The organism is Klebsiella sp. MPUS7 (genome assembly GCF_009905335.1).
Lineage (GTDB): Bacteria > Pseudomonadota > Gammaproteobacteria > Enterobacterales > Enterobacteriaceae > Klebsiella > Klebsiella grimontii.
Genome location: NZ_CP047604.1, coordinates 627,849 through 644,462, shown reverse-complemented (window position 1 = coordinate 644,462; position 16,614 = coordinate 627,849). Strand labels below are relative to the sequence as shown.

Here is a 16,614-nt window from a genome sequence, read left to right as displayed (position 1 = left end):
GTTAACCGATGTACCAGGAATCGTGAATGGAACTATTAACCCAATTATTGAATGCCTTGTGGGCTCAGGATTACGAAACTCTCGCTAATCCATCCATGATTGGCATGTTGTACTTTGTCTTATTTATGATTTTGTTCCTTGAGAACGGTTTACTGCCTGCCGCCTTTTTGCCCGGCGATAGCCTGCTGGTGCTGGTCGGCGTCCTGATTGCTAAAGGCGCGATGGGCTTTCCGGAAACGCTGCTGCTGCTTACCGCTGCGGCAAGTCTCGGCTGCTGGCTAAGCTATATTCAGGGCCGCTGGCTGGGTAATACGCGAATCGTACAAAACTGGCTATCGCACCTTCCCTCACACTACCACCAGCGCGCGCATCATCTGTTCCATAAGCACGGGCTTTCCGCGCTGCTGATTGGCCGCTTTATCGCCTTCGTTCGTACGCTGCTGCCGACCATCGCCGGGCTATCCGGCCTGAGCAGCGCACGCTTCCAGTTTTTTAACTGGATGAGCGGTCTGCTGTGGGTCCTGATTCTGACCTCCCTGGGGTACCTGCTGGGAAAAACACCGGTATTCCTGAAGTATGAAGATCAGCTGATGTCCTGCCTGATGCTGCTGCCCGTCGCGCTGCTGGTATTTGGCCTGATTGGTTCGCTGATTGTCCTGTGGAAGAAAAAATACAGAAGCCGGGGCTAACAATGGCGATGCAACGATCCTCTCTGCGTCAGATAAGCTGGGTGCTGGGCGGTTCGCTACTCCTGTGCGGCCTGTTCTGGCTCTGGCTCACCGTGCAACAGCAGGAGTCGACCCTGGCTATTCGTCCCGTCAGCCAGGGTATCAGCATGCCGGACGGGTTTTCCGTCTGGCATCATCTCGACGCTAACGGCATCCGCTTTAAAAGCATTACGCCGCAGAATGACGGCTTGATCATCAAGTTTGACTCCAGCGCTCAGGGCGCCGCGGCAAAAGAAGTTTTGGGCCGCGCCCTGCCGCATGGCTATATTATCGCTTTACTGGAAGATGATGATTCGCCTACCGCCTGGATTTCGCGCCTGCGCGATACCCCGCACAGATTCGGATAATGCACGAAAATTCCGAATATTTTCACCCTGTTTGGTGATTTCCCGTTTTACTTACTATCATTAAGTCTGCGGGAGTCACCAGGCTCACGTTAATCAACTGGATAGGGTATATCCTTCAGATATTCCCTCACACAATGGAAGGTCGTATCCATGAAACACCGCATTGCTTTGATCCTGGTTCTGTCTTCACTGAGCGCCAGCGCCTTTGCCATCTCCCCTTGTCAGGAAAAAGAACAAGATATTCAGCGGGAGATAAGCTACGCCGAAAAACATCATAACCAGCACCGTATTGATGGTCTGAAACGGGCGCTTAGCGAAGTGCAGGCAAACTGTAGCGACAGCCAGCTCAAAGCCGATCACCAGAAAAAAATCGCCAAACAGCAGGCAGAAATAAGCGAACGCCAGAATGACCTGCGCGAAGCCGAACAGAAAGGCGATGCTGATAAAATCAGCAAGCGTCAACGTAAACTTGATGAAGCGCAGCAAGAGCTGAAAGCGCTACAGTCTCGCGAGTACTAATCGATTAAGCAAGACCAATATGGACCACTTTCACAGGAGATAAAACATGGCTAAAGATAACGTTGCAGAAGACCTGCGTGCGGAACTGAAAACGCTGGCTGATACCCTGGAAGAAGTGCTGAACTCCTCCACGGATAAGTCGAAAGAAGAGATTGGTAAACTGCGTAGTAAAGCCGAAAGCGCGCTGAAAGAGAGCCGCGTTCGCCTGGGTGAAACCAGCGACGCCATTGTGAAGCAAACGCGCGAAACCGCTGCGCGTGCGGATGAATACGTCCGTGAAAACCCGTGGACCGGCGTAGGAATTGGTGCTGCCGTCGGGCTGGTGCTGGGTGTCCTGCTGACGCGTCGTTGATTATGGCGAATTCTCAAAGCACGCAAGGGCCGGGGCAAAGCGTTTTCGGCATTGGCCAGCGGATAGTCACCCTGCTGGTCGAAATGGTCGAAACGCGTCTGCGCCTCGTCGTCGTGGAGCTGGAAGAGGAGAAAGCCAATCTCTTCCAGCTATTCCTGATGCTCGGGCTGACGCTGCTGTTCGCCGCGTTCGGCCTGATGAGCCTGTTAGTCCTCATCATCTGGGCCGTCGATGCGCAATATCGGTTAAACGTGATGATCGCCACCACCGTGATTCTGCTGCTGGCGGCGCTCATTGGCGGGATCTGGACGTTACGCAAAGCGCGTCGTTCGACGTTCCTGCGCCTGACGCGCCAGGAGCTGGCTAATGACCGGGCATTGCTGGAGGATGACAAGTCATGAGCCGCGACCAGCAGGAACGCGAACGGCAAAAGGCGCTTTTGCTACGTCAAATCCAACAGCAGCGGCTGGATCTCAACGCCAGCCGCCGCCGCTGGCTTGAGGCGACCGCGCCAATCGACCGTGGCTGGAACACCCTGCTCAACCTGCGTTCATGGGCAATGGTCGGCAGCGGCCTCGTCGCGGTATGGTCCGTTCGCCATCCGCGCTTTTTGCTCCGCTGGACAAAACGCAGCCTCGGTATCTGGAGCACCTGGCGTATGGCCCGCAAGCTGTTGCAGCAGACCGCATCGCGCTAAGGCTGATTTCTCACGTCTGGGTTATGTCAGCCGGGTCAGGCGCCAGCCGCCGCCCGGCATCAATATCGTCGTACTGTCCCATCAGATTTGCCCTTCTGCTCGCCGCCCTAATCACTCTCCCGCTGCGCCGCTATATCACCCTTTCTATTCATTTCGTTTATCAATAATTGCTCAGAAACTTTGAAAAAGAACTACAGTTTTCCTTGCTAACAATCACATCTCATCCTCGCTAATATCCTCTCCATCGACAGCAAGCCCGCGTAACTACGCAGGATTGCACCAAAAAACGAAATCGCCGCCCTTTGGGTTTCCTGGAGTTAGAAATGAAAAAATTAGAAGATGTTGGTGTATTGGTAGCGCGCATTCTGATGCCCATTCTGTTCATTACCGCAGGTTGGGGAAAAATTACCGGGTATGCGGGTACACAACAATATATGGAAGCCATGGGCGTCCCTGGGTTTATGCTGCCGCTGGTTATCCTGCTTGAGTTCGGCGGCGGTCTGGCAATCCTGTTCGGTTTCCTGACCCGTACCACCGCGCTGTTCACCGCGGGCTTCACCGTACTGACCGCGTTTCTGTTCCACAGCAACTTTGCTGAGGGCGTGAACTCGCTGATGTTCATGAAGAACCTGAGCATCGCAGGCGGCTTCCTGCTGCTGGCTATCACCGGTCCAGGCGCGTTTAGTATTGACCGCGTCCTGAATAAAAAGTGGTAAGCACACTATACTGAGTGAAAATCTAAAAAAGCGAGGGGATATCTCCTCGCTTTTGCTATCTGAAGGAGGCAACAATGGGACAATTAGTTGACGGCGTCTGGCACGATACCTGGTATGACACCAAATCCACCGGGGGGCGATTCAAGCGTTCTGTTTCCGCCTTCCGCAACTGGCTAACCGCCGATGGCGCGCCGGGCCCAAGCGGCCAAGCCGGATTCGCTGCGGAAAAAGACCGTTACCATCTGTACGTTTCTCTTGCCTGTCCATGGGCGCATCGCACCTTGATTCTGCGCAGCCTGAAAGGGCTTGAGCCGTTTATTTCCGTCTCCGTGGTCAACCCCCTGATGTTTGAAAACGGCTGGACTTTCGACGATAGCTTCCCGGCAGCCACGGGCGATACCCTCTACCAGCACGAATTTCTCTATCAGCTCTATCTGCATGCCGATCCGCACTACAGCGGGCGCGTTACGGTGCCGGTATTGTGGGACAAGAAGCAGCAAACCATTGTCAGCAATGAGTCGGCGGAAATCATCCGCATGTTGAATACCGCCTTTGACGGACTGGGCGCCCGCGCAGGAGATTACTACCCGCCGGCGCTGCGCGCGCAAATTGATGAGCTGAACGGCTGGATCTATGACAACGTCAACAATGGGGTCTATAAAGCCGGATTCGCCACCAGCCAGCAGGCCTATGACGAAGCGGTCGATGGGGTATTTACCTCGCTGGAACGTCTGGAGCAAATCCTCGGCCAACACCGCTTCCTGACCGGTAATCAGCTGACGGAGGCTGATATTCGTCTGTGGACCACCCTGGTTCGTTTCGACCCGGTGTATGTGACCCACTTTAAATGCGACAAACGCCGCATCAGCGATTATCTCAATCTTTACGGTTTCCTGCGCGACATCTACCAGATGCCGGGCGTCGCGGAAACGGTGGACTTCGCCCATATTCGCAACCATTACTACCGAAGCCATAAGACGATCAACCCGACCGGGATCATCTCCGTCGGCCCGCAGCAGGATCTTAACGAGCCGCACGGCCGCGATCTTCTCTTCCGCTAAGCGATTGGGCGCGATTTACCGCGCCCAATAATTCACAAAACAAATATTTACCGCCATTTCATTCACGTCTATTCTTATTTCGATCGCTTTAAAAACAAGTGATTGACGGTTAATCGAGGCGTAGAAATGGACTGGTATCTTAAAGTATTAAAAAATTACATTGGATTTGGCGGCCGCGCCCGGCGCAAAGAGTACTGGATGTTTATTCTGGTCAACATCATCCTGACCGGCGTACTCAGCATCATTGATAAAATGCTTGGATGGCAGCGCGCAGGAGGAGAGGGCATTCTGACGACCATCTATGGCGTGCTGATCTTCTTACCGTGGTGGGCGGTGCAGTTTCGTCGATTGCACGACACCGACCGCTCGGCCTGGTGGCTGTTATTACTGCTGATCCCCATTATCGGCTGGCTGGTGATCCTGGTCTTCAATTGCCAGAACGGCACTCCCGGCAATAACCGCTTCGGGCCGGATCCCAAACCGACTTCCTACTGAACAATGCGCCCCTCGTTAAAAAGGGGCGCAATTTGTTTTATCTGACCATAAATAGCTTCGGAATTTCCCGCAGACACCATGATTTCGCCTCCCCCATGCTGTCCCGGCGCCAGGCCATAATAATGTCGATCTCGTTGCTGTACTCCGGGCTGACCACCCGAAGACGCCCTTCGGCAATATCCTGCTCAACCAGCGGATATGGCATCGTGGCGACGCCCAGTCCTGCCAGCAGGGCCTGGCGTTTATCTTCGATCGAGCTCACGGTTAATCGCGGCTGTTTGTCGAGCAGCTGCACCGTCAGCACCGGACGCTCGCGGGCGGTATCCGCCACCGCCACGCCGCGGTACTTAACGCGCGTCACTTCAGAGAGCGGCTCCGGTTCCTGGTGAATGGGATGATCCGGCGCGGCAACGTAGACGCTCATTACCGAATAGAGCTTCCGGGAGTTAATTTCCGAGGAAGAGCGAAAATGCATATCCGGCGCGACGACAATATCCGCCCTCCCCTGCTCAAGGCGCTCCCATGCCCCGGCCAGCACTTCGGTAATAATCGACAGCTGAGTGTTCGATTTGGTTGCCAGCTTTTCAATTAACGGGAACAGGCCGGTGGTGGGCACCAGCGCCTCGGTGACGATGGTCAGGTGCGTTTCCCAGCCGCGCGATAGCGCTTCGGCATCGGTTGTCAGTTTATCCGCCGCCTCCAGCAAAACGCGCCCGCGCTCGAGCAGCATTCGGCCAACATTGGTGAATTTTGTTCGATGACCTGAACGGTCGAACAGAACGACATCCAGCTCCTCTTCCAGCTTTTGCATGGTATAGCTGAGCGCGGAAGGCACTCGACCCAGTTCATCGGCCGCCGCCGCAAAGCTTCCGCGCCGGTCAATCGCATCCATTACGCGTAACGCTTCCAGCGTTAATGCTCTCTCTTTAGCCATCGCACTCTCATTCAGGAAATTTGAACATACCGGGCAGAATATCTGGCTAACAATACAGCGTCCATACCTTTACCATTGATTTAGTGTAAAGAGAGGTCAAGAAGATGATTACAACCCGAACAGCCAAACAGTGCGGTCAAGCTGACTTCGGCTGGCTGCAGGCCCGCTACACCTTTTCCTTTGGCCACTACTTCGACCCGAAATTGCTAGGTTACGCGTCGCTGCGCGTGCTCAACCAGGAAGTTCTGGCGCCCGGCGCGTCGTTTCAGCCGCGCACCTATCCGAAAGTCGACATTCTGAACCTGATTCTGGAAGGTGAAGCGGAATACCGCGACAGCGATGGCAACCATATCCAGGCGAAAGCTGGCGAAGCGCTGCTGATTTCTACCCAGCCCGGCGTGAGCTACAGCGAGCACAACCTGAGCAAAGAGCGCTCGCTGACGCGAATGCAACTGTGGCTGGATGCCTGCCCGCAGCATGAAAACCCGCTGGTGCAAAAAATCGCTATCGCCGAGGGAGCTCAGCAGCTGCTGGCTTCGCCGGACGGCAGCCAGAAGAGTCTCCAGCTGCGCCAGCAGGTATGGATCCACCATATCAATCTGGCGAAAGGCGAGCAGCTTAGCGTGCAGCTCCACGGCCCACGGGCCTACCTGCAGTCGATTCATGGCACGGTGCATGCACGGGTACAGGAAGAAGAGAAACAGGCATTGACCTGCGGCGATGGCGCGTTTATTCGTGACGAAGCTAACATTACCCTCGTCGCCGATACGCCGCTGCGCGCTTTGCTGATAGATTTACCTGTGTAACAACGGCAGTAAGGGAGTGTGTCAGTGGGCAAGAAGAAAACCAAAAAAGTGGCGCTAGCAGTGCCGCAGCCGCAACCAGAAACCATGACAACGGTGGGTTTTGGTTATGAAGAGATGTTAAGCGAGCTGGAGGCGATCGTCGCAGAAGCGGAGATACGGCTCCAGGATGAAGAAAGCGTCGCCTGACGTCAATATCGGCCCCAGCCGGGGCCGATAGATTTACTCACTCAGTGCCTGAGCTAAATCTTTTTGTACCTGCTTACGCTGTTCTGGCGTCAGGACCTGATTGACATCAAAATAGTACTTCACGCGATAATAGCGAACCTGCTGTTCGACTTTGCTAAACGCCGCCAGCTGATCTTTGACCGCTTTTTCATTCCATTTTCCGGAATCAATTACATCAAATAATACGCCGTCTTTAATATCTTTCTGCGAGATCTGCTGAACGCTTTTCTCCAGCTGCTGATGCAGGCTTTTAATTTTCGTTACCTGATCGTTGGTCAGTTTTAAGTGCTGGACGATCGGATCCTGCGCCGGGGCTGGCGCAGCGTTAACATCCGCAGCCTGTGCCGCCATTGAGAAGCCAGTGGCGAGGACGGTTGTCACTGCAATGCGGGTCATTAATTTCATTTTTTCTTTTATCCTGATTAATTATCACCGATGTGGCTGGCTATTATTTTTCAGAAGCAGATGAAGAAATGTAAAAAATAGTGCATATAAATGTAGTTAAAAAAAGAAAACACATAATAAATATGAATAATAAAACCAAATGCATTTATTTAAAATATATAATAAATAAGAAAGGAAAATTAATGGCCGTATGATTCATCCTGCGGTTGATGGCAGACCTGCCTTGCGCGTTGTCTCCGCTTTATTGCCAGGTGGTGGCTGACGCCTTACCTGATCGACTACACCCGCGCCCTATGCCCGCTAGCGTCGTGGACAGCCATTCATCTGCCCTGTGTTTCAACCTGCCGTATGAAGCAAAAACCCCCGCCATTGCTGACGAGGGTTTTCTTTGAATGAGGAAGCTGACCGTTAAGCCGCTTTCTTTTGGGTATAGCGTCGTGGACAGGCATTCATCTGTCCTGTGTTTCAACCTGCCGTATGAAGCAAAAACCCCCGCCATTGCTGACGAGGGTTTTCTTTGAATGAGGAAGCTGACCGTTAAGCCGCTTTCTTTTGGGTATAGCGTCGTGGACAGGTATTCATCTGCCCTGTGTTTCAACCTGCCATATGAAGCAAAAACCCCCGCCATTTCTGACGAGGGTTTTCTTTGAATGAGGAAGCTGACCGTTAAGCCGGGTTCTGTCGTGGACAGTCATTCATCTAGGCCAGCAATCGCTCACTGGCTCAAGCAGCCTACCCGGGTTCAGTACGGGCCGTACCTTGTGAACCCCTATTTGGCCTTGCTCCGGGTGGAGTTTACCGTGCCGCGAACTGTTACCAGACGCGCGGTGCGCTCTTACCGCACCCTTTCACCCTTACCTGATCCCACTTGCGTGGGCCATCGGCGGTTTGCTCTCTGTTGCACTGGTCGTAGGCTTGCGCCTCCCAGGCGTTACCTGGCACCCTGCCCTATGGAGCCCGGACTTTCCTCCCCTCCGCCCGTCTCCCCCGAAGAGGACGACGACGAAGCGGCGACTGTCTGGTCAGCTTCGGCGCGAAGTATAGAGGGTTTGCCGGCGGTTGTCATCCTTCCGTCGCCATCCCGACCTGCAATGTCGCCGCAATATTACGCGACGCACGATAAATATTGTCCGCCGCGCCGCGAAACGCCTCTTCCAGCGTCGTTACGCTGGTCAGCACGCTAAATACCGCATCAATCCCATACTGATGAACCACGCCCACGTCGCGGGTCAGGCTGCCGGCGATACCAATCACCGGCTTATGGTACTTTTTCGCCACGCTCGCCACGCCAACCGGCACTTTACCGTTAATGCTCTGGCTATCCAGCCGGCCTTCGCCGGTCACCACCAGCGAGCAATCGAGAATATGCTCTTCCAGATTCAGCGCCTGGGTCACGATTTCAATCCCGCTGCGTAATTCAGCATTGAGAAACGCCATCAGCGCAGCGCCCATACCGCCCGCGGCGCCCGCGCCAGCAACCTGCTTCACATCGACATGCAGATCGGCCTTAATAACGTCCGCATAGTGCGCCAGGTTGCTGTCCAGCTCGCGGATCATCGCTTCGGTAGCCCCTTTCTGCGGGCCAAATATCCTTGATGCGCCGGTATCGCCGATCAGCGGATTGGTGACATCGCAGGCGACCCGAATGGCGCAATCATGCAGTCGGGCATCAAGACCGGAGATATCTATCGAATTCAGACCACCCAGGCTACCGCCGCCGTGGCCGATCTCCGCGCCATTGGCATCGCAAAGACGCGCGCCCAGCGCCTGCACCATCCCCGCGCCCCCGTCGTTGGTGGCGCTGCCGCCAATGCCAATAATGATGTTTTTCGCTCCGTGATCCAGTGCGTGCAGAATCAGCTCGCCGGTACCGCGCGATGTCGTCAGTAGCGGATTACGCTGAGCGGGCGGCACCAGCCCCAGCCCGCTGGCCGCCGCCATTTCGATAAACGCGGTTTTGCCATCGCCGGAAAGCCCCCAGCAGGCATCCACCGGGACGCCCAGCGGCCCCGTCACGCAGGCGCTCATTTCGGTTCCCTGCGTCGCGGCAATCATCGCCTCAACGGTCCCCTCTCCGCCATCGGCGAGAGGAACCTTCACGTAGAGCGCATCGGGGAAAATTTCCCGAAAACCTTTTTCTATAGCCTGAGCAACCTCGGTGGCCGAGAGGCTTTCTTTATAAGAGTCTGGGGCGATTACGATTTTCATAGTTATGTAGCCTGACAGTGCCGCGCAAGGCAAGAATTACAGGGCGCGCATCCGCGCCCTTCTTGTTAGCGAGTGACTTCCACTTTCGCCAGTTTTTCGTAGTAACATGCAAGCGCGCTATGGTCGGCGGTACCCAAACCGTCGGCGCGCAGCGCCTGCATCATCTCCATCACCGCGGCGGTCAGCGGCAGCTGGGCGCCCACGCCGTGGGAGGTGTCCAGCGCATTCGCCAGATCTTTAATATGCAGATCGATACGGAAGCCCGGCTTGAAGTTGCGGTCCATCACCATTGGCGCTTTGGCATCCAGCACGGTGCTCCCGGCCAGCCCGCCGCGAATGGCCTGATACACCAGATCCGGGTTTACGCCCGCTTTGGTCGCCAGCGTCAGCGCTTCGGACATCGCCGCAATGTTCAGCGCCACGATCACCTGGTTGGCCAGCTTGGTCACGTTGCCCGCGCCGATCTCGCCGGTATGCACCACGGAACCCGCCATCGCTTTCAGCAGATCGTAATATTTGTCGAAAATCGCTTTATCACCGCCCACCATCACCGACAGCGTACCGTCGATGGCCTTCGGTTCGCCGCCGCTGACCGGCGCATCCAGCATATCGACGCCTTTCGCTTTCAGCGCTTCGCTGATTTCGCGGCTCGCCAGCGGCGCAATGGAGCTCATATCGATAAGCACGGTGCCCGGCTTCGCGCCTTCGATAATGCCGCCTTCGCCCAGCGCCACTTCTTTCACATGCGGCGAGTTCGGCAGCATGGTGATGATCACATCGCATTGCTCGGCAATCGCTTTCGCTGACGCGGCGGTTTCTGCGCCTGCGGCAATCACTTCGGCAATCGCTTCCGGATTACGGTCAGCAACCACCAACGAGTAACCTGCCTTGAGGAGGTTTTTACTCATTGGTTTACCCATGATACCGAGGCCAATAAAACCAACTTTCATTGTCATGTCTTTATCTCTCTAGTTTCGGTGGTGGTTATTTCTTAAAGGAGTCAGCCAGTTTCTGCGTGGCAGAGCGGAATACGCCCAGGTCGCTGCCGACGGCGACAAAGGTCGCGCCCCATTCCAGATAGCGGCGCGCGTCGGCTTCAACCGGCGCCAGAATACCGCTCGGCTTACCGTGCTTCTTCGCGCTGGCAAAAATGTGCTGAATCGCTTTCTGCACTTCCGGATGGGAAGCATTGCCCAGATGGCCCAGCGCAGCGGCCAGATCGCTTGGGCCGACAAAAATACCGTCCACGCCCGGCGTGGCGGCTATCGCATCAACGTTATCCACGCCCTGCTGGCTCTCGATTTGCACGAGAATGGTGATATTTTTGTTCGACTGCGCGAAGTAATCCGGCACGGTGCCAAACATATTGGCGCGGTGCGATACAGATACGCCGCGAATGCCTTCAGGCGGGTAGCGGGTTGAGGCGACGGCGTTAACCGCCTGCTCTTCCGTTTCGACAAACGGAATCAGGAAGTTATAAAAACCGATATCCAGCAGACGCTTAATGATCACCGGCTCATTGGTCGGTACGCGGACGACCGGCGCGCTGGCGCTGCCTTTCAGCGCCATCAGCTGCGGGATAAAGGTGGAGATATCGTTCGGCGCATGTTCGCCGTCCAGTACCAGCCAGTCGAAACCTGCCAGACCTAAAACTTCGGTGCTAATTGGGCTCGCCAGCGCGGACCAGCAGCCAATCTGAACCTGATGCGCCGCCAGGGCCGCCTTAAATTTGTTCGGGAAGATATCGTTATTCATCACTTATACCTTGTCACTTAACCGTTAATTATTTCTGCAGTTCCATTCGTTTGATGTCGCCGACCACAAACAGATAGCAAACCATCGCCATCAGGGCCGAACATCCGACGAAGACCAGCGCTGCGTTGAATGAGTGCAGCTCGCTCACCAGGTAACCGATAACCAGCGGGGTTACGATGGAAGCGACGTTACCAAATACGTTAAAGACGCCGCCGCACAGGCCGACAATCTCTTTCGGCGCGGTATCGGAAATTACCGGCCAGCCCAGCGCGCCGAACCCTTTACCGAAGAAAGCCAGCGCCATCAGGGTCACCACCAGCGCGGTGTTATCGGTGTAGTTACACAGAATGATGGTGGACGCCAGCAGCATTCCGAGGACGATCGGCAGTTTACGCGCCACGGTGATGGAAAAACCGCGTTTAATCAGATAGTCAGAGAACACGCCGCCCAGCACGCCGCCGGCAAAACCGCACAGCGCCGGAATCGATGCGACCAGACCCACTTTCAGAATCGACATACCCTTTTCCTGCACCAGATAAATCGGGAACCAGGTGAGGAAGAACCAGGTAATGGTATTGATAAAATATTGACCGAAGAATACGCCCAGCATCATGCGGTTGGTCAGCAGCTGCTTGATATAGTGAAGCTTCGGGCCGCTGGCCGCCGCGCTGCCGGGCTTTTTATGGTCCATATCAACCACTGCGCCATTCTCGGAGATAAACTTCAGCTCCTCTTGCGTCATGCGCGGATGGTCAGTGGGATTATGGATCAGTTTTATCCACAGGCCGGTCAGCACAAAACCAATCACACCCATCACGGTGAAAACGTGCTCCCAGCCCCAGGCGAAGGTCAGCCAGCCCAGCAGCGGCGAGAACAGCGCCAGGGAGAAATATTGTGCGGAGTTAAAGATCGCCGATGCGGTGCCGCGCTCTTTCGTCGGAAACCAGGCCGCGACGATACGGGCGTTTGCCGGGAAAGAAGGCGCTTCTGAAAAGCCCAGCATAAAGCGCATAAAAAACATTGAGATGCCCGCCCACGCCAGCGGAAACATATCCACAAAGCCTTGCAGGAAGGTGAACAGCGACCAGAAGAACAGGCTGTAAGAGTAGACCTTTTTCGATCCAAATTTATCGAGCAGCCAGCCGCCGGGGATCTGCATCAGCAGGTAGGCCCAGCCGAAAGCGGAGAAAATATAGCCCATTGATACCGCGCTCAGCTGCAGCTCTTTCGCCACCTCTGTACCGGCGATCGACAGCGTCGCCCGGTCGGCATAGTTAACGGCGGTAACAATGAAAATGATCAACAGAATTAAATATCGGGTTGGCACTTCCTTTTTCTTTTCTATCGTTGCATCCAGACTCATTTAATATTCCTCAGGTACAACACACCTTCCATTATTTATTTTGGTGTGACTCTTCATTATTCAGAAATCAATATCATAAGGTATCGATTTACTTATCCGGCGCATTGCAAGCATGACTCAGTATAATCAGCTTACGAGCGTTAAACACTGTGCACATAACCTGTAAATGGCGTTTAATTATCGTTATTGTTGTGCAAATGCAGCAATGAGTGGGCGCTGATCCACAGTTCCAGCGATTTCCCACTTTAGCGAATTGGCGCTCACAGCAATGGGTGATATAGATCACATTTTCAGATTCAAACACCTGACATTCTCTATTTCACAAATCTGCACATCAGAAATTGAATAAACGTTTTATTTATTATTCGCACCTTGCTGGAGAATACTGGACAATGGCTGACATTGAAATTAGGCAAGAATCGCCAACGGCGTTTTATATAAAAGTACACGAAACGGATAACGTGGCGATTATTGTTAACGATCGAGGTTTAACGGCCGGAACGCGTTTCCCTGACGGGCTCACGCTGGTTGAACATATCCCGCAAGGCCATAAAGTCGCGCTGGTCGATATTCCTGTACACGGTGAAATCATCCGCTATGGCGAAGTGATTGGCTACGCGGTACGCGATATCCCGCAGGGCAGCTGGATTGACGAATCGCTGGTCGAACTGCCGAAAGCGCCGCCGCTGCATACTTTGCCGCTGGCGACCAAAGTCCCGGCGCCGCTGCCGCCGCTGGAAGGCTATACCTTCGAAGGCTATCGCAACGTCGACGGGAGCGTGGGCACCAAAAACCTGCTCGGCATTAGCACCAGCGTGCACTGCGTGGCGGGCGTCGTCGATTACGTGGTGAAAATTATCGAACGCGATCTGCTGCCGAAGTATCCCAACGTCGATGGCGTCGTGGGTCTGAACCACCTGTATGGCTGCGGCGTGGCGATTAACGCCCCGGCGGCGGTCGTGCCCATCCGCACCATTCACAACCTGGCGCTTAATCCAAACTTCGGCGGCGAAGTGATGGTCATTGGCCTCGGCTGCGAAAAACTGCAGCCGGAGCGCCTGCTGGAAGGCACCGATGATGTGAAAGGCATCCCGGTGGATAGCGCCAGCATCGTCAGCCTGCAGGATGAGAAGCACGTCGGTTTTAAATCAATGGTGGATGACATCTTGCAGGTCGCCGAGCGCCATCTGGAGAAACTGAACCAGCGCCAGCGTGAAACCTGCCCTGCCTCCGAGCTGGTTGTCGGTATGCAGTGCGGCGGCAGCGATGCGTTTTCTGGCGTCACCGCCAACCCGGCGGTGGGCTACGCGTCCGATCTGCTGGTGCGCTGCGGAGCGACGGTGATGTTTTCCGAAGTCACCGAGGTGCGCGATGCGATCCATCTTCTGACGCCGCGCGCCATCAACGAGGAAGTCGGTAAACGCCTGCTGGAGGAGATGGCCTGGTATGATAACTATCTCGATATGGGCAAAACCGACCGCAGCGCCAACCCCTCCCCGGGCAACAAGAAAGGCGGCCTGGCGAACGTTGTAGAGAAAGCGCTGGGCTCTATCGCCAAGTCCGGGAAGAGCGCGATTGCCGAAGTACTCTCTCCGGGGCAACGCCCAACCAAACGCGGTCTGATTTACGCCGCGACGCCGGCGAGCGACTTTGTCTGCGGTACTCAGCAGGTGGCGTCCGGGATCACCGTGCAGGTGTTTACTACCGGTCGCGGTACGCCGTATGGCCTGGTCGCCGTGCCGGTGATTAAAATGGCGACGCGTACCGAGCTGGCAAACCGCTGGTACGACTTAATGGATATCAACGCGGGAACCATCGCCACCGGCGAAGAAACCATCGAAGAGGTAGGGCTGAAGCTGTTTGAGTTTATTCTTGATGTCGCCAGCGGCCGCAAGAAAACCTTCTCGGATCAATGGGGATTGCACAATCAGCTGGCGGTGTTTAACCCGGCGCCGGTGACCTGATCGAATCAGCGATTTATCCCGCTCGTGATGCTTCGGGCGGGATACCTCCGCTATTGATGCGCGTTAAGAAAGGCCTCTATCTGCGCCTTCGTGGAAGTTCCCTCCATCGGGCCACGGCGGGAAATCGCCAGAGAGCCGCTGGCATTAGCCCATCTCAGTGCCTCCTGCGGCGATGCGCCGGACAGGAACAGGCTGACAAAGGTCGCGCCGAAGCAGTCGCCAGCTCCCGTTGGATCCACAACCGGGACATGAAACCCGGTAACATGATGCGTTTCCCGGGCGCTGAAATAGCTCGCTCCGCGCGGGCCGCGTTTAATCACCACGTGCTTTACGCCGCGCTTTAAAAGCTTATCCACCAGCACCTGTTCATCGCGCCCCGGGTTGAGGCCAAAGTAATCCAGTTCGCCGTCGCTTGGCAGGAAGATATCGGTATAATCAAGAATATATTCAAAGGCCTGCGACATTTCCGGGATATTGAGCATCTCTTTACGGATATTGGGATCGAACGAAACCGTGCCGTCGCGCGCTTTAATATTTTCAATCGCTTTACGCATCGCGTCGATCATGCGAAACGAAAACAGCGAAGAGCCCATAATGTGGAAATGGTTGCACTGGTTAAGCAGGCGGTCATCGATATGGTCGGCGGTTAGCAGACCACAGGCGCTGTTTGGCATATTGAAAATAAAATCGCGCTGCGCCTGGCTGCGGTAGCTCACAAAAGCGCTGCCTGTAGTCGCCTTTTGCAGCATCGCGATCCCGTTAACGTTGACGCCATCGCTTTCCAGCCGCGCAATATTCATTTCCCCAAAAGCATCGTTGCCGACGCAGCTGAAAAGCACCGAACCTAGCCCCAGCTTCGCCACCTGATCGGCGAAAATTGCTGGCGCGCCGCTGGGATATGGCCCCCAAAACTCTCCCGGACGAGAAAAACCCTGGCTCTCTTCTTTTGCCAGAAACTCCACCAGTAGTTCGCCAATGGTGCAAATGGTCACGTTCATCATCGCTCCTTTACTTTGCCTTTTGCAAAGCAGGGTTGAGCCATGTCAGGCACTCGTTATTGGTATAGCTATTCGTCAGTCCGGCAGCAAGAAGGCGGGCGTGATACTCCGCGGCAACCACCTGCGGCGTAACGATGCCGCTAAGTTGCTGCAACTCGCCAATCGCGTAACGCTTATCGCCATAGACCGGACGATGTGCGGCTACCGCGATCACCCTCTCGCTTTGCGACACCGCTTCGCTCAACAGGCGGGCGCTGGCTTCCTGCCTGACGCTTAAAGTGCCATCCTCAGCAATATGATCGACAGCTATCAGCGCTCGCGAGGGGCGATAATGACCCAGCGCGCTTAACGCCAGATCGCCTTCGACTATTTTGCCGCTGCTCCCTAGTACGCCGCCGAGCAGCACGGTTTCGCCATTCAGAAACTCCTGCGCCAGCGGCACATGCGCCAGGTCGTTCAACAGTAGACACAGCTCGTCATAACCGGCAAGGAAGGGGATCACTTTACGTAATATCGAGCCCTGACCCAGGAATAGCGTTTCACTATCTTCGATCTGCGCGGCGATCTGGCGAGCCATTTCGGTCTCCAGCGCTTTATCGGTGACAACCGGCGCCTCCTGAACCAGGGCAACCGGCGTCCCTGCCTGGGAAGTGTATATTGCGCCGCCAAAAGAGCGCTTCAGGTAGCCCTGCTGTTCAAGGTAGTTAAGATCGTTACGAATCGTTACCCCGGAAACAGCCAGCATTTCAGCCAGATCGTCGACTTTGATCTCTCCGTTCTTACGCACGATCTCCGCGATGTCCAGGCGCCTTTTCAGCAGACTTGTTGACGGTTTTGCCACAGTGTTGTGCCTTCTTATTTTCTCCCAGAATAACTTTCATTTTTAAATTTCCCCGCCACATTGTCAAACGTAAGGCCGTCCATATGGGTTTGATACCAAATTAAAATCATTTAATTCAGAAACTTACAATCAACCTCACTTCTTAATATAATTTTAAAAAAGAAAACAAACAAGACAGAATAACTTTCATTTATAAAAAA

At 54.8% G+C, this 16,614-nt stretch carries 20 protein-coding genes and 1 other RNA gene; 12 read left to right on the top strand and 9 right to left on the bottom strand.

Translation table 11 applies throughout. The annotated features are described in order from the left end of the window. Nucleotides 1-26: 26 nt before the first annotated feature. From yqjA to GUC22_RS03095, 9 genes are all read left to right on the top strand, one after another. Nucleotides 27-689, top strand: coding sequence for a DedA family general envelope maintenance protein YqjA (gene yqjA / locus GUC22_RS03135; protein WP_004125499.1), 663 nt, complete (start codon nucleotides 27-29; stop codon nucleotides 687-689). Between the two features lie 8 nt (nucleotides 690-697). Further along, the gene (mzrA, locus tag GUC22_RS03130) at nucleotides 698-1,075 is read left to right on the top strand and encodes an EnvZ/OmpR regulon moderator MzrA (RefSeq protein WP_162626098.1); all 378 of its coding nucleotides are present in this window, start codon (nucleotides 698-700) and stop codon (nucleotides 1,073-1,075) included. Nucleotides 1,076-1,225: 150 nt separating this feature from the next. Continuing rightward, nucleotides 1,226-1,594, top strand: a complete 369-nt coding sequence (locus GUC22_RS03125) for a DUF1090 domain-containing protein (RefSeq protein ID WP_004125504.1) — start codon at nucleotides 1,226-1,228, stop codon at nucleotides 1,592-1,594. A 46-nt stretch (nucleotides 1,595-1,640) separates the two neighbouring features. Next, nucleotides 1,641-1,946 (top strand): DUF883 family protein, encoded by a 306-nt coding sequence (locus tag GUC22_RS03120; RefSeq protein WP_004125506.1) that lies wholly within the window; start codon nucleotides 1,641-1,643, stop codon nucleotides 1,944-1,946. A 2-nt stretch (nucleotides 1,947-1,948) separates the two neighbouring features. Continuing rightward, nucleotides 1,949-2,347: a phage holin family protein gene (locus GUC22_RS03115; RefSeq protein ID WP_024358717.1), complete on the top strand. Its 399-nt coding sequence runs from the start codon at nucleotides 1,949-1,951 to the stop codon at nucleotides 2,345-2,347. Next, nucleotides 2,344-2,643 (top strand): YqjK-like family protein, encoded by a 300-nt coding sequence (locus tag GUC22_RS03110; protein ID WP_004135905.1) that lies wholly within the window; start codon nucleotides 2,344-2,346, stop codon nucleotides 2,641-2,643. Before GUC22_RS03115 ends, GUC22_RS03110 begins: the two co-directional genes overlap by 4 nt. A 323-nt stretch (nucleotides 2,644-2,966) precedes the next feature. After that, complete coding sequence (locus GUC22_RS03105; protein ID WP_004125512.1) at nucleotides 2,967-3,359, top strand: DoxX family protein; 393 nt, start codon at nucleotides 2,967-2,969, stop codon at nucleotides 3,357-3,359. A 74-nt stretch (nucleotides 3,360-3,433) separates the two neighbouring features. After that, nucleotides 3,434-4,420 (top strand): glutathione S-transferase family protein, encoded by a 987-nt coding sequence (locus tag GUC22_RS03100; protein ID WP_064411711.1) that lies wholly within the window; start codon nucleotides 3,434-3,436, stop codon nucleotides 4,418-4,420. Between the two features lie 126 nt (nucleotides 4,421-4,546). Beyond that, nucleotides 4,547-4,915, top strand: coding sequence for a DUF805 domain-containing protein (locus GUC22_RS03095; RefSeq protein ID WP_004135903.1), 369 nt, complete (start codon nucleotides 4,547-4,549; stop codon nucleotides 4,913-4,915). 37 nt (nucleotides 4,916-4,952) lie between these two features. On the opposite strand, the gene GUC22_RS03090 is transcribed toward GUC22_RS03095, so the two are convergent. Further along, nucleotides 4,953-5,849 (bottom strand): LysR family transcriptional regulator, encoded by an 897-nt coding sequence (locus GUC22_RS03090; RefSeq protein WP_024358719.1) that lies wholly within the window; start codon nucleotides 5,847-5,849, stop codon nucleotides 4,953-4,955. Nucleotides 5,850-5,953: 104 nt separating this feature from the next. On the opposite strand from GUC22_RS03090, the gene GUC22_RS03085 reads away from it, so the two are divergent. Together GUC22_RS03085 and GUC22_RS27240 are read left to right on the top strand one after the other, a co-directional pair. After that, nucleotides 5,954-6,655, top strand: a complete 702-nt coding sequence (locus GUC22_RS03085) for a pirin family protein (RefSeq protein ID WP_004135902.1) — start codon at nucleotides 5,954-5,956, stop codon at nucleotides 6,653-6,655. Between the two features lie 24 nt (nucleotides 6,656-6,679). Then, on the top strand, nucleotides 6,680-6,841 hold the full coding sequence (locus GUC22_RS27240; protein WP_004135901.1) for a hypothetical protein: 162 nt from the start codon (nucleotides 6,680-6,682) through the stop codon (nucleotides 6,839-6,841). A gap of 33 nt (nucleotides 6,842-6,874) precedes the next feature. On the opposite strand, the gene GUC22_RS03080 is transcribed toward GUC22_RS27240, so the two are convergent. The 6 genes from GUC22_RS03080 to garP all read right to left on the bottom strand — a co-directional run bounded on the left by GUC22_RS03080 (nucleotide 6,875) and on the right by garP (nucleotide 12,611). After that, entirely contained in the window at nucleotides 6,875-7,285 is a 411-nt protein-coding gene (locus GUC22_RS03080; protein WP_004135900.1) for a Spy/CpxP family protein refolding chaperone, read from the bottom strand. Between the two features lie 651 nt (nucleotides 7,286-7,936). After that, an RNA gene (rnpB, locus tag GUC22_RS03075) (RNase P RNA component class A) lies at nucleotides 7,937-8,315 on the bottom strand. Between the two features lie 32 nt (nucleotides 8,316-8,347). Next, nucleotides 8,348-9,493 carry a glycerate 2-kinase gene (gene garK, locus GUC22_RS03070; RefSeq protein ID WP_064343250.1) on the bottom strand — a complete coding sequence of 382 codons (1,146 nt, stop codon included), beginning with the start codon at nucleotides 9,491-9,493 and terminating at the stop codon, nucleotides 8,348-8,350. 65 nt (nucleotides 9,494-9,558) lie between these two features. After that, on the bottom strand, nucleotides 9,559-10,449 hold the full coding sequence (gene garR / locus GUC22_RS03065) for a 2-hydroxy-3-oxopropionate reductase (RefSeq protein WP_004105999.1): 891 nt from the start codon (nucleotides 10,447-10,449) through the stop codon (nucleotides 9,559-9,561). Between the two features lie 28 nt (nucleotides 10,450-10,477). Next, a complete protein-coding gene (garL, locus tag GUC22_RS03060) occupies nucleotides 10,478-11,248 on the bottom strand; it encodes a 2-dehydro-3-deoxyglucarate aldolase (protein ID WP_024358723.1) in 771 nt (256 codons plus the stop codon). Between the two features lie 28 nt (nucleotides 11,249-11,276). Continuing rightward, on the bottom strand, nucleotides 11,277-12,611 hold the full coding sequence (garP, locus tag GUC22_RS03055) for a galactarate/glucarate/glycerate transporter GarP (RefSeq protein WP_160183343.1): 1,335 nt from the start codon (nucleotides 12,609-12,611) through the stop codon (nucleotides 11,277-11,279). A gap of 392 nt (nucleotides 12,612-13,003) precedes the next feature. On the opposite strand from garP, the gene garD reads away from it, so the two are divergent. Then, nucleotides 13,004-14,575 carry a galactarate dehydratase gene (gene garD, locus GUC22_RS03050; protein ID WP_154925501.1) on the top strand — a complete coding sequence of 524 codons (1,572 nt, stop codon included), beginning with the start codon at nucleotides 13,004-13,006 and terminating at the stop codon, nucleotides 14,573-14,575. 50 nt (nucleotides 14,576-14,625) lie between these two features. Here garD and GUC22_RS03045 read toward each other — a convergent pair whose 3' ends face one another. Both GUC22_RS03045 and GUC22_RS03040 read right to left on the bottom strand, forming a co-directional pair. Then, a complete protein-coding gene (locus tag GUC22_RS03045) occupies nucleotides 14,626-15,573 on the bottom strand; it encodes a sugar kinase (RefSeq protein ID WP_004135886.1) in 948 nt (315 codons plus the stop codon). Between the two features lie 10 nt (nucleotides 15,574-15,583). Then, a complete protein-coding gene (locus GUC22_RS03040; protein WP_155553545.1) occupies nucleotides 15,584-16,378 on the bottom strand; it encodes a DeoR/GlpR family DNA-binding transcription regulator in 795 nt (264 codons plus the stop codon). Nucleotides 16,379-16,614 lie beyond the last annotated feature (236 nt).

Coding starts and splice junctions, on each gene's coding strand:
- yqjA (WP_004125499.1), top strand. CDS start 27: ATGGAACTATTAACCCAATTATTGAATGCCTTGTGGGCTCAGGATTAC.
- mzrA (WP_162626098.1), top strand. CDS start 698: ATGCAACGATCCTCTCTGCGTCAGATAAGCTGGGTGCTGGGCGGTTCG.
- GUC22_RS03125 (WP_004125504.1), top strand. CDS start 1,226: ATGAAACACCGCATTGCTTTGATCCTGGTTCTGTCTTCACTGAGCGCC.
- GUC22_RS03120 (WP_004125506.1), top strand. CDS start 1,641: ATGGCTAAAGATAACGTTGCAGAAGACCTGCGTGCGGAACTGAAAACG.
- GUC22_RS03115 (WP_024358717.1), top strand. CDS start 1,949: ATGGCGAATTCTCAAAGCACGCAAGGGCCGGGGCAAAGCGTTTTCGGC.
- GUC22_RS03110 (WP_004135905.1), top strand. CDS start 2,344: ATGAGCCGCGACCAGCAGGAACGCGAACGGCAAAAGGCGCTTTTGCTA.
- GUC22_RS03105 (WP_004125512.1), top strand. CDS start 2,967: ATGAAAAAATTAGAAGATGTTGGTGTATTGGTAGCGCGCATTCTGATG.
- GUC22_RS03100 (WP_064411711.1), top strand. CDS start 3,434: ATGGGACAATTAGTTGACGGCGTCTGGCACGATACCTGGTATGACACC.
- GUC22_RS03095 (WP_004135903.1), top strand. CDS start 4,547: ATGGACTGGTATCTTAAAGTATTAAAAAATTACATTGGATTTGGCGGC.
- GUC22_RS03090 (WP_024358719.1), bottom strand. CDS start 5,849: ATGGCTAAAGAGAGAGCATTAACGCTGGAAGCGTTACGCGTAATGGAT.
- GUC22_RS03085 (WP_004135902.1), top strand. CDS start 5,954: ATGATTACAACCCGAACAGCCAAACAGTGCGGTCAAGCTGACTTCGGC.
- GUC22_RS03080 (WP_004135900.1), bottom strand. CDS start 7,285: ATGAAATTAATGACCCGCATTGCAGTGACAACCGTCCTCGCCACTGGC.
- garK (WP_064343250.1), bottom strand. CDS start 9,493: ATGAAAATCGTAATCGCCCCAGACTCTTATAAAGAAAGCCTCTCGGCC.
- garR (WP_004105999.1), bottom strand. CDS start 10,449: ATGACAATGAAAGTTGGTTTTATTGGCCTCGGTATCATGGGTAAACCA.
- garL (WP_024358723.1), bottom strand. CDS start 11,248: ATGAATAACGATATCTTCCCGAACAAATTTAAGGCGGCCCTGGCGGCG.
- garP (WP_160183343.1), bottom strand. CDS start 12,611: ATGAGTCTGGATGCAACGATAGAAAAGAAAAAGGAAGTGCCAACCCGA.
- garD (WP_154925501.1), top strand. CDS start 13,004: ATGGCTGACATTGAAATTAGGCAAGAATCGCCAACGGCGTTTTATATA.
- GUC22_RS03045 (WP_004135886.1), bottom strand. CDS start 15,573: ATGAACGTGACCATTTGCACCATTGGCGAACTACTGGTGGAGTTTCTG.